3 protein-coding genes are annotated in these 12,989 nt (G+C 38.3%); all 3 read right to left on the bottom strand.

From position 1 onward, the window contains the following. Positions 1-92: 92 nt before the first annotated feature. Positions 93-5,828, bottom strand: coding sequence for an Ig-like domain-containing protein (locus AAA453_RS02410; protein ID WP_427707038.1), 5,736 nt, complete (start codon positions 5,826-5,828; stop codon positions 93-95). A 29-nt stretch (positions 5,829-5,857) separates the two neighbouring features. Continuing rightward, on the bottom strand, positions 5,858-11,194 hold the full coding sequence (locus AAA453_RS02405) for an Ig-like domain-containing protein (protein WP_427706005.1): 5,337 nt from the start codon (positions 11,192-11,194) through the stop codon (positions 5,858-5,860). A gap of 215 nt (positions 11,195-11,409) precedes the next feature. Continuing rightward, positions 11,410-12,930, bottom strand: a complete 1,521-nt coding sequence (gene exaC / locus AAA453_RS02400; protein ID WP_427706003.1) for an acetaldehyde dehydrogenase ExaC — start codon at positions 12,928-12,930, stop codon at positions 11,410-11,412. Positions 12,931-12,989: the final 59 nt, after the last annotated feature.

Genomic DNA, 12,989 nt, shown 5'->3' with positions numbered 1-12,989 from the left:
TAGTAAAAATAAGACGGAAGCTCTATCTAAAGAGCATTCCGTCTTATTGATTTTGTAATACTATAATATCTTTCTCATTATAATATTAATTTTTATTGGTGATCTTCTTTATTTTTTCGACGTCTTCCAATTAATAAGAACGCACCAATCATAGCTAATAATGAACTTAATAATCCATTGGCTTGGTTCTCACTTTCACCCGTGTCAGGTAATTTATCTACCTTTTTATTATCTGAGTTACCAAGTTTATTTTTGTCATTATTCAGATTTGAAATAATACCTTTCTTATCTTTAATTTGTAAAACATCGCCTTTCGAACCTTCTGCTGTTTCAGCTTTATCGTTAATTGAAGTATTCGAAAGTTTGTTGCTACTATTTATATTTCTATTTAATTTTCCATCTTTCGCTTTATTTCCATTCAAACCTAATTTATTGCTTGAATCATAATTATTGCTAGTATTATCGTGAACATTCGATTGGTTAGAGGTTGAATTACTATTGCTACTCACGATAATTGTTGTTCTAGATGTATTGCCTTTCTTATCAATCGCTGACACTTGTATTTTATCCCCAGGTTTTACATTGACATTAGTAGGTATATTAATTACGTATTTGCCTTGATTATCGACTGTACCTGTAACTGTACTTCCATCTGGAAACTTCACTGTGATTGTTGAGCCTGGTTCGCCCGTTCCTGTTACTTTCATGTCTCCACTCGTTACCTCATTCACCGTTGGAGCTACAGGTGCTGTCGTATCTTTAACAGTCAATCTTGTTTCTGGTGATACATTACCCGATGGATCTGTTGAGGTGATAACTAACTCTTCGTTGCCATTCAATTGCTTATCAGCTGGTAAATTGATCACGTAATTTCCTTGATTATCGACTGTGCCTGTTAATGTGCTTCCATCTGGGAATTTAACTGTGATTATTGATCCTGGTTCGCCTGTTCCTGTTACTTGCGTGCCATCACTTGTCACTTCATTCACCGTTGGGGCTACAGGTGCTGTCGTATCTTTAACCGTTAATCGCGTTTCTGACGATACGTTTCCTGATGAGTCAGTAGCCGTAACAATTAACTCTTTGTTGCCATTCAATTGCTTATCAGCTGGTAAATCAATAACGTAATTTCCTTGGTCATCTACTGTACCTGTTAACACACTTCCATCTGGGAACTTCACTGTTATTGTGGAGCCTGGTTCGCCTGTTCCTGTTACTTGTGTACCTTCACTTGTCACTTCATTCACCGTTGGTGCTGCCGGTGCTGTCGTATCTTTAACAGTCAATCGCATTTCTGACGATATGTTTCTTGATCCATCTGTTGATGTAACTACCAATTCTTCGTTCCCTACTAAATCTACGTTTGTTGGGATATCTATTGCGTAGTTTCCTTGATTATCTGCTGTTCCCGTTACTACACTTCCATCTGGGAATTTAACTGTAATTGTTGAGCCTGGTTCGCCTGTTCCTGTTACTTTCATGTCTCCACTCGTTACTTCATTCACCGTCGGTGCTGCCGGTGCCGTCACATCAGTAACAGTCAATCTTGTTTCCGGTGATACATTGCCCGCACCATCTGTTGATGTAACTATCAATTCTTCGTTCCCTACTAAATCTACGTTCGTTGGAACATCTATTGCGTAGTTGCCTTGACTGTCTGCTCTGCCTGTTGCCACGCTTCCATCTGGGAATTGGATCGTAATCGTTGAGCCTGGTTCACTTGTTCCCGTAACTTGTGTGCCTTCACTTGTAACTTCATTTACCATTGGTGCTACCGGTGCCGTCGCATCTGTAACTGTTAATCTTGTTTCTGCTGATACATTGCCAGAAACATCTGTTGATGTAACTACCAATTCTTCGTTGCCTACTAAATCTACGTTTGTCGGAATATCTATTGCGTAGTTTCCTTGATTATCTGCTGTTCCCGTTACTACACTTCCATCTGGGAATTGAACCGTAATCGTTGAGCCTGGTTCACTTGTTCCCCTAACTTGTGTGCCTTCACTTGTCACTTCATTCACCGTTGGTGCTACCGGTGCCGTCACATCAGTAACAGTCAATCTTGTTTCCGGTGATACATTGCCAGAAACATCTGTCGATGTCACTATGAGTTCTTCATTACCTACTAAGTCCACGTTTGTTGGGATATCTATTGCGTAGTTACCTTGATTGTCTGCTGTGCCTGTTGCCACACTTCCATCTGGGAATTGAACTGTGATTGTTGAGCCTGGTTCACCTGTCCCTGTCACTTGCGTGCCTTCACTTGTAACTTCATTCACCGTTGGTGCTACAGGTGCTGTCGCATCTGTGACTGTTAATCTTGTTTCTGCTGATACATTGCCAGAAACATCTGTTGATGTGATAACTAACTCTTCGTTGCCATTCAATTGCTTATCTAATGGTAAATCGATCGCGTAATTTCCTTGATTATCGACTGTACCCGTTGCCACACTTCCGTCTGGGAATTTAACTGTGATTGTTGATCCTGGTTCGCCTGTTCCTGTCACTTGCGTACCTTCACTTGTAACTTCATTCACCATCGGTGCGTTTGGTACTGTCGTATCTTTAACAGTCAATCTTGTTTCTGACGATACGTTTCCTGATCCATCTGTTGATGTGATAACCAAATCTTCGTTACCATTTAATTGCTTATCTAATGGTAAATCTATCACGTAATTTCCTTGATCATCTACTGTACCTGTTGCCACACTTCCGTCTGGAAATTTAACTGTGATTGTTGATCCTGGTTCGCCTGTTCCTGTGACTTGCGTACTTTCACTTGTCACTTCATTCACCATCGGTGCTACAGGCGCTGTCGTATCTTTAACCGTTAATCTTATTTCTGGCGATACGTTACCTGATGCGTCTGTTGATGTGATAACTAACTCTTCGTTACCTGTCAAATCTACATTGGTTGGAATATCAATTGCGTAGTTTCCTTGATTATCGACTGTTCCTGTAACCACACTTCCATCTGGGAATTGAACTGTAATTGTTGATCCTGGTTCACCTGTTCCTGTGACTTGCGTGCCTTCACTTGTCACTTCATTCACCGTTGGTGCATTTGGTGCTGTCGCATCTTTAATAGTCAATCTTGTTTCTGAAGATACATTTCCTGATCCATCTGTTGATGTGATAACTAACTCTTCGTTGCCATTCAATTGCTTATCTAATGGTAAATCGATCGCGTAATTTCCTTGTTTATCGACTGTACCCGTTGCCACACTTCCGTCTGGGAATTTAACTGTGATTGTTGATCCTGGTTCGCCTGTTCCTGTGACTTGCGTGCCTTCACTTGTCACTTCATTCACCGTTGGTGCATTTGGTGCTGTCGCATCTTTAATAGTCAATCTTGTTTCTGAAGATACATTTCCTGATCCATCTGTTGATGTGATAACTAACTCTTCGTTGCCATTCAATTGCTTATCTAATGGTAAATCGATCGCGTAATTTCCTTGTTTATCGACTGTACCCGTTGCCACACTTCCGTCTGGGAATTTAACTGTGATTGTTGATCCTGGTTCGCCTGTTCCTGTTACTTGCGTACCTTCACTTGTAACTTCATTCACCATCGGTGCGTTTGGTACTGTCGTATCTTTAACAGTCAATCTTGTTTCTGACGATACGTTTCCTGATCCATCTGTTGATGTGATAACCAAATCTTCGTTACCATTTAATTGCTTATCTAATGGTAAATCTATCACGTAATTTCCTTGATCATCTACTGTACCTGTTGCCACACTTCCGTCTGGGAATTTAACTGTGATTGTTGATCCTGGTTCGCCTGTTCCTGTGACTTGCGTACTTTCACTTGTCACTTCATTCACCATCGGTGCGTTTGGTACTGTCGTATCTTTAACAGTCAATCTTGTTTCTGACGATACGTTTCCTGATCCATCTGTTGATGTGATAACCAAATCTTCGTTACCATTTAATTGCTTATCTAATGGTAAATCTATCACGTAATTTCCTTGATCATCTACTGTACCTGTTGCCACACTTCCGTCTGGGAATTTAACTGTGATTGTTGATCCTGGTTCGCCTGTTCCTGTGACTTGCGTACTTTCACTTGTTACTTCATTCACCATCGGTGCTACAGGCGCTGTCGTATCTTTAACCGTTAATCGTGTTTCTGGCGATACGTTACCTGATGCGTCTGTTGATGTGATAACTAACTCTTCGTTACCTGTCAAATCTACATTGGTTGGAATATCTATTGCGTAGTTGCCTTGATTATCGACTGTTCCTGTAACCACACTTCCATCTGGGAATTGAACTGTAATTGTTGATCCTGGTTCACCTGTTCCTGTGACTTGCGTGCCTTCACTTGTCACTTCATTCACCGTTGGTGCATTTGGTACTGTCGCATCTTTAACCGTTAATCGTGTTTCTGCTGATACATTGCCAGAAACATCTGTTGATGTGACAACTAACTCTTCGTTGCCTACTAAATCTACGTTTGTTGGGATATCTATTGCGTAGTTGCCTTGATTATCTGCTGTTCCCGTTACTACACTTCCATCCGGGAATTTAACCGTAATCGTTGAATTTGGTTCGCCTGTTCCCGTTACTTGCGTACTTACACTTGTAACTTCATTCACCATCGGTGCGTTTGGTACTGTCGCATCTTTAACTGTTAATCGTGTTTCTGACGATACGTTTCCTGATCCATCAGTAGCCGTAACTACTAACTCTTCATTGCCTACTAAATCTATGTTTGCTAGGATATCTATTGCATAGTTGCCTTGATTATCGACTGTACCTGTAACTGTACTTCCATCTGGGAATTGAACTGTAATCGTCGATCCTGCTTCACCTGTTCCTGTTACTTGTGTACCTTCACTTGTAACTTCATTCACCGTTGGTGCTGCCGGTGCCGTCACATCTGTAACAGTCATTCTTGTTTCTGGTGATACGTTTCCTGATCCATCTGTTGATGTGACAACTAACTCTTCGTTTCCATTCAATTGCTTATCTAATGGTAAATCAATCGCGTAATTTCCTTGGTCATCTACTGAACCTGTTAACACACTTCCATCTGGGAATTTAACTGTGATTGTTGAGCCTAGTTCGCCTGTTCCTGTTACTTGCGTACCTTCACTTGTCACTTCATTCACCGTTGGTGCGTCTGGTGCTGTCGTATCTTTAACCGTTAACCTTGTTTCTGGCGATACGTTTCCTGATGCATCTGTTGATGTGATAACCAAGTCTTCGTTTCCATTCAATTGCTTATCTAATGGTAAATCAATCACGTAATTTCCTTGATCATCTACTTTACCTGTTAACACACTTCCATCTGGGAATTTAACCGTAATTGTTGAACCTGCTTCACCTGTTCCCGTAATTTGTGTACCTTCGCTTGTAACCTCATCCACCATCGGTGCGTTTGGTACTGTTGTATCTTCAACAGTTAATCTTGTTTCTGAAGATACATTTCCTGATTCATCAGTAGCCGTAACTACTAACTCTTCATTGCCTACTAAATCTACATTTGTCGGAATATCAATTACGTAGTTGCCTTGATTATCGACTGTACCTGTAACTGTACTTCCATCTGGGAATTGAACTGTAATCGTCGATCCTGCTTCACCTGTTCCACTTACTTGCGTGCCTTCACTTGTTACTTCATTCACCGTTGGTGTTACTGGTGCGGTCACATCTGTAACAGTTAATCGTGTTTCTGACGATACATTGCCCACACTATCTGTTGATGTGATAACCAAATCTTCATTGCCATTCAATTCCTTATCTACTGGTAAATCGATTACGTAATTCCCTTGATTATCGACTGTTCCTGTAACTCTACTTCCATCTGGGAATTGAACTATAATCGTCGATCCTGCTTCACCTGTTCCTGTTACTTGTGTGCGGTCACATCTGTAACAGTTAATCGTGTTTCTGACGATACATTGCCCACACTATCTGTTGATGTAACTACCAATTCTTCGTTCCCTACTAAATCTAAGTTTGTCGGGATATCTATTACGTAGTTTCCTTGATTATCCACCACACCAGTTACAACACTTCCGTCTGGGAACTTCACTGTAATTGTTGAATTTGGTTCACCTGTTCCACTTACTTGCGTGCCTTCACTTGTAACTTCATTTACCATTGGTGCGTTTGGTGCTGTCGCATCTGTGACTGTTAGTCTTGTTTCCGGTGATACATTGCCCGCACCATCTGTTGATGTCACTACGAGCTCTTCATTGCCTACTAAATCTACGTTTGTTGGAACATCAATCACGTAATTCCCTTGATTATCTGCTGTACCTGTTGCCACACTTCCATCTGGGAATTTAACTGTAATTGTTGATCCTGGTTCACCTGTTCCTGTGACTTGCGTGCCTTCACTTGTAACTTCATTCACCATCGGTTCTACCGGCGCCGTCACATCAGTAACAGTCAATCGTGTTTCTGGCGATACATTTCCTGATGGATCTGTTGATATGATAACTAACTCTTCGTTTCCATTTATTTGCTTGTCTACTGGTAAATCAATCACGTAATTTCCTTGATCATCTACTTTACCTGTTAATACACTTCCATCTGGGAATTGAACCGTAATCGTTGAGCTTGGTTCGCCTGTTCCACTTACTTGCGTGCCTTCACTTGTGACTTCATTCACCGTTGGAGTTACTGGTGCCGTTACGTCTGTAACTGTTAGTCTTGTTTCTGGCGATACATTGCCTGATGCGTCTGTTGATGTGATAACTAACTCTTCGTTTCCATTCAATTGCTTATCTAATGGTAAATCGATCGCGTAATTCCCTTGATTATCGACTGTACCTGTAACTGTACTTCCATCTGGGAATTGAACTGTAATTGTTGAGCCTGCTTCGCCTGTTCCACTTACTTGTGTGACCTCACTTGTTACTTCATTCACCGTTGGTGCGTTTGGTGCTGTCGCATCTGTGACTGTTAGTCTTGTTTCTGCTGATACATTGCCCGCACCATCTGTTGATGTAACTACCAATTCTTCGTTGCCTACTAAATCTAGGTTTGTCGGAACATCGATTGCGTAATTGCCTTGATTATCTGCTGTGCCTGTTGCCACACTTCCATCTGGGAATTGAACTGTAATTGTTGAACCTGCTTCACCTGTTCCTGTTACTTGTGTACCTTCGCTTGTAACCTCATTCACCATTGGGGCTGTAGGTACTGTTGTATCTTTAACTGTTAATCTTGTTTCTGACGATACGTTTCCTGATCCATCAGTAGCCGTAACTACTAACTCTTCATTGCCTACTAAATCTATGTTTGTCGGGATATCTATTACATAGTTGCCTTGATTATCGACTGTACCTGTAACTGTACTTCCATCTGGGAATTGAACTGTAATCGTCGATCCTGCTTCACCTGTTCCTGTTACTTGTGTACCTTCACTTGTAACTTCATTTACCGTTGGGGCTACTGGCGCTGTCGCATCTGTAACTGTTAATCTTGTTTCTGGTGATACGTTTCCTGATCCATCTGTTGATGTGATAACCAACTCTTCATTGCCATTCAATTGCTTATCTAATGGTAAATCGATCATGTAATTTCCTTGATTATCGACTGTACCAGTTGCCACACTTCCATCTGGGAATTTAACCGTAATCGTTGAGCCTGGTTCACCTGTTCCCGTAACTTGCGTACCTTCACTTGTAACTTCATTCACCGTTGGTGCGTCTGGTGCTGTCGCATCTGTAACTGTTAATCTTGTTTTTGGTGATACGTTTCCTGATCCATCTGTTGATGTGATAACCAACCCTTCATTGCCATTCAATTGCTTATCTAATGGTAAATCGATCATGTAATTTCCTTGATTATCGACTGTACCAGTTGCCACACTTCCATCCGGAAACTTCACTGTAATTGTTGAATTTGCTTCACCTGTTCCACTTACTTGCGTGCCTTCACTTGTAACCTCATCCACCGTTGGTGCGTCTGGTGCCGTCACATCAGTAACAGTCAATCTTGTTTCCGGTGATACATTGCCAGCACCATCTGTTGATGTAACTAACAATTCTTCGTTCCCTACTAAATCTACGTTCGTTGGAACATCGATTGCGTAGTTGCCTTGACTATCTGCTGTGCCTGTTGCCACACTTCCATCTGGGAATTGAACTGTAATCGTCGATCCTGCTTCACCTGTTCCCGTAATTTGTGTTCCTTCGCTTGTTACTTCATTCACCGTTGGTGCGTTTGGTGCTGTCGCATCTGTGACTGTTAGTCTTGTTTCTGCTGATACATTGCCCGCACCATCTGTTGATGTGACAACTAACTCTTCATTTCCTACTAAATCTACGTTCGTTGGAACATCGATTGCGTAGTTGCCTTGATTATCTACTGTGCCTGTTGCCACACTTCCATCTGGGAATTGAACTGTAATCGTCGATCCTGCTTCACCTGTTCCTGTTACTTGTGTACCTTCACTTGTGACTTCATTCACCACTGGTGCGTTTGGTGCTGTTATATCTGTCACAGTTACTGGATCTGATGCATAGCTCGTTTTTCCATTCTTTGTAGCAGTAGCAGTCAAAATTGTTCCGCCTTTAAGTGGTTGGGTCAACTGCAATGTTTTCGTTGTCTCGCTGTTTCCTAACACCACTTTTCCAATAACCTTGTTATTATTATCTTTGACCACAATAGTAGATCCTCCAACACCATTGACTTGAAGGCTTGTACTTTGATCGTTAACCGGGGCAATACTTGGTTTTAATAATGATTTTATATCAATTACCTTAAATGTATTTACCTCATCATTTCGATAGTTAGGTGAGTCTATAGCCACCTTATAAGTACCAGGCGTTAATTTCGATACGTTTAATCTAAATGTACCGTTACTATTCACCGTACCTTGACTTACTACCGTGCCATTTGCGTTCAAAATTTTCACTTTTTGATTTGCTGCATATTGATCTAATGGGACATCACCGTTAATGATGGTATCCTCTGTCGTGATATCATTTACAATAGGTTTGCCTACTAATGGAGAGGTCTGATATCTTAAAACTTCGTCTCCATCATTTTTACCATCTCTATCTGTATCACCATTAAATGGGTCAGAATGAGATTTATGAATTTCAAAATTATCCGTCAAACCATCTTTATCTATATCTTGAATGTAGTACGTTGAAGAACCAAAAGTATTAGCGATCATTCCTCCATTTCTATCTGTTAAGTATCCATTAAATGCAAAGTCTTCTTTTACTCGGGTTGTACTAGGTATTAAATTACCGTTCGCATCATAAGAAGCACCCCTAGTTAATATATTATTAGGGCTTTGATTATATACAAGTACAATTCTAATACCTACAGTTTCTGGTAATGAATTATTAAATTCTATGAGTTGATTTAAGTCAGTATCTGTAATAGTACCTCTACCATTTGCATCAACTGCAAGCGTTGCTACTCTATTTCCTTTATAATATTTCTTATCAAAACCACTTACACCATTAAAATCTAATTTATGTAATTCTATTGAAGAAATATATGGTAATAAAGCTGGATCAATTTGATAATGGTATGCCCATTGTTTATTTAACCCAAGATCAAGTATTTTTCCACCATAGTTAAATATTCCATTCTTTAATATTTGATGATCTATGATTGCACCACCGAAATTACCGATTGTAGAATCAAATTGTACTGTTCCACTACTTGCTTTAAATGCATTATTGGCATTATTAGATTGTGATGGGGTAATGTTATTTATTTCTGTATCTGATGGTGTTAAAAAATAACCACTGGTTTCTGAGGTTTGTATTTTTTTATTTTCAAAATCGTCTTTCACATATATTAGATAATTTAACTTATCTTTTTTATTTTTCATACTGTTCAAGATATTTTTAACGGTAGTGTCAAGTTCCATACGTCCTCCAGTGGCTGTATATTGCGATAATATTTCTGCACCACCAAATAAACCACCATTTGCTCTAATGAAATTAACTTGCCAAATGTTAGTCAATTTACCTTGCTTATTAGATAATCTAACTAACTCTACTGGTGATGTACTACCAACAGGATTAACAGTAATTCTTGTCACATGGTTAGCTATCACTGGGTCTAGTTGTAAATTTATTTTATATCTATCTCCAGAATTTGCCCCAGTCAAATAACTATGGATTTCAAATGGAATCGTTTTACCGTTTAAAACTTCGTTACTTGTTAATATACTAGGATCAAAAATCAAGGTTTGGAATGTATAGTTATCTGAGTAATCTAATGTTTCCAAAGAACTATCTTCTGTCATTGCTCTGGGTGATTTTTTTCTGATTATGACTGAACGAGTTCTTCTCACTTTAGCAACATTATTATTGGATTCATTTGTATTCAGCGCTCTCGCTCTTGCTCTTTCACTTCCACTTCTATCTGCGGCAGTGTTCGCATTAGCTGAATTAGTATTTTCTCTTTGTGTATTTACTTCATCTTTTGCTTTTATTTTATTACTAGTATTATTTGCTATATAACTATTAACATCTCTTGTTTGTTTAGATTGTGCCTCGCTTTGGTTTATTGTAGTTTCCTCTGCTACATCACTTGTTTGTCTATCCTCGTAATTTGGAGATGTGTCATCAACATTATTAACTTTTTTATTTTCGTTTTTTATAATTTCACTATTTTCTTTGTTTTCTTTTTCAATTACATTAGTTTCTTTTTCACCATTTGCTTTATTATCAGCTTTTAGTTTATTCTCGATTTTTACAATTTCACTATTCTCTTCATTAGTTTTATTAGATTTTGACGCTGCATTTTCTTTTTCAATTACATTCGTCGCGTTGTTATTATTCTCTTTATTGTCAGTAACTTTACTTTCATTAGTATTTACAGCTACTTCTGGTTCTTTATTGCTAGTGTCAATTTCATTTGTGTTATTTGCTGTTGGCTTACTTTGAACAATACTTTGCTCTGAAGCACTATGACTTGCTTTTAAATTGTCCTTCTGAATATCATGGCTTTCTGAAAAGTCATTGACTGGCTCTTGTTTGTTGCTATTTGCTTTTTCTGTATTAACTAAGTGGTTATCATCTTCATTCACATTAGTACTGAGTGCTTTGGAATCTTTTGGAAGATCGTTTTCTGCTGCATTCGCATCGTTAGATAATCCGAATACTAATACGCTTCCTACTAATAATGACGCTGTGCCAACTGAAAGTTTTCTAATAGAATATTTATTCTTTCTATTGGGTGTTAAATCATGATTGTTTTTCATTATTTTCCTCCATTATTCTTAGTCGATAATACAATATCACAATTGTATTATTTTTTTAAGAGTTTTATATGGATTTAAATATAAAAATTAAGTTAGAAAATTATTTATTAGGTTCACGAAAATATACAATTGGAAATAATTTTAGTAACAACAAAAAAACTATCACGCATTAGCGCAATAGTTTTAAATTTCTCATTATATTTATTTCTTTTTCATTAAAATAGACCTGTTGGTTTTGTATCATAACTTACAAGTAAATTTTTAGTTTGTTGATAATGGTCTAACATCATTAAATGATTTTCTCGACCAATACCACTCATTTTATACCCGCCAAAAGCAGCATGCGCTGGATAAGTATGATAATTATTAACCCATACACGTCCTGCTTGAATTCCTCTGCCTATGCGATACGCAGTATTTTGATTTCTCGTCCAAATACCTGCCCCAAGACCATAAATCGTATCATTCGCCATTTCTAGAGCTTCTTCATTTGTTTTAAAAGTTGCGACAGATAATACCGGACCAAATATTTCTTCTTGGAAAATACGCATACTTTGGTCACCTTTGAATATCGTTGGCTCAATATAAAATCCATTTTCTAAATTCTCGTTTTCTTGTCTAACATTTCCACCTACAAGAATTTCAGCACCTTCTTCTTTACCAATATCTAAGTATTTTTTGATTTTTTCTTGTTGCTCATTTGAAGTTTGCGCACCAACCATTGTTGTTTCATCTAAAGGATTTCCTAATTTTATTTTATTCACTTTTTCTATACATAAAGCTATAAATTTTTCATAGATGTCTTCATGAATAAGTGCTCTTGAAGGACATGTACATACCTCACCTTGATTTAGTGCAAACATGACTAAGCCTTCAACAGCTTTTTCTAAAAATTCGTCATCTTTATCCATGATATCTTTGAAAAATACATTCGGTGATTTACCACCCAGTTCAAGTGTAACCGGTATGACATTGTCACTAGCATTCTTCATAATAATTTTTCCAGTTGTTGTTTCACCTGTAAACGCAACTTTATTTATGTTTTTATGCGTGGCTAGTGCTTCACCAGTTTCATTGCCGAAGCCATTTACTATATTAAGCACACCTTCTGGTAAAATATCTTCTATCAGTTCAATAAAATGTAAAATCGATACTGGTGTTTGTTCTGCAGGCTTAAGTACCACTGTATTACCTGTTACAATCGCTGGAGCAATCTTCCAAGTTGCCATAAGTAAAGGGAAGTTCCAAGGGATAATTTGTCCAATTACACCTAATGGTTCTTTGTAATGATATGCAACTGTATCATTATCTATTTGTGAAATGCCACCTTCTTCGGCTCGAATCACACCTGCAAAATACCTAAAATGATCTACTACTAATGGTAAATCTGCAGTAAGTGTTTCTCTCACTGGCTTTCCATTATCAAAAGTTTCTATTACTGCTAAATATTCTAAATTTTCTTCAATGCGATCAGCTATATCTAACAATAACTGTGATCTTTCAGATAATGATTTTTTACCCCATTCAACTTGTGCTTTCTGGGCAGCTTCAACAGCTAAATCAACATCTTTTTGTGTGGACTTTGGTATCTTGGCATAACTTTCACCTGTAACTGGTGAAATATTATCAAAATAATTTCCTTCTTGGGGTTCAACCCATTTTCCACCTATAAAATTAGCATATTTCGATTTCACTTTGTATTTTGCATCTTCTTGATTTGGATTTGTATATATCATTGTAAAACCTCCTTTATTGGGTCTTATACCCTCACCAAAATAAAGTAAGCGCTTTCTTA

The sequence above is a fragment of the Staphylococcus parequorum genome (assembly GCF_039237145.1).
Classification (GTDB): Bacteria; Bacillota; Bacilli; order Staphylococcales; family Staphylococcaceae; genus Staphylococcus; species Staphylococcus equorum_A.
The sequence above is the reverse complement of the archived record's forward strand: the minus strand, read 5'-3'. Positions and strand labels throughout refer to the sequence as shown.

Excerpts from the sequence above, each read along its gene's own strand:
- AAA453_RS02405 (WP_427706005.1), bottom strand. The coding sequence starts at position 11,194 with ATGAAAAACAATCATGATTTAACACCCAATAGAAAGAATAAATATTCT.
- exaC (WP_427706003.1), bottom strand. The coding sequence starts at position 12,930 with ATGATATATACAAATCCAAATCAAGAAGATGCAAAATACAAAGTGAAA.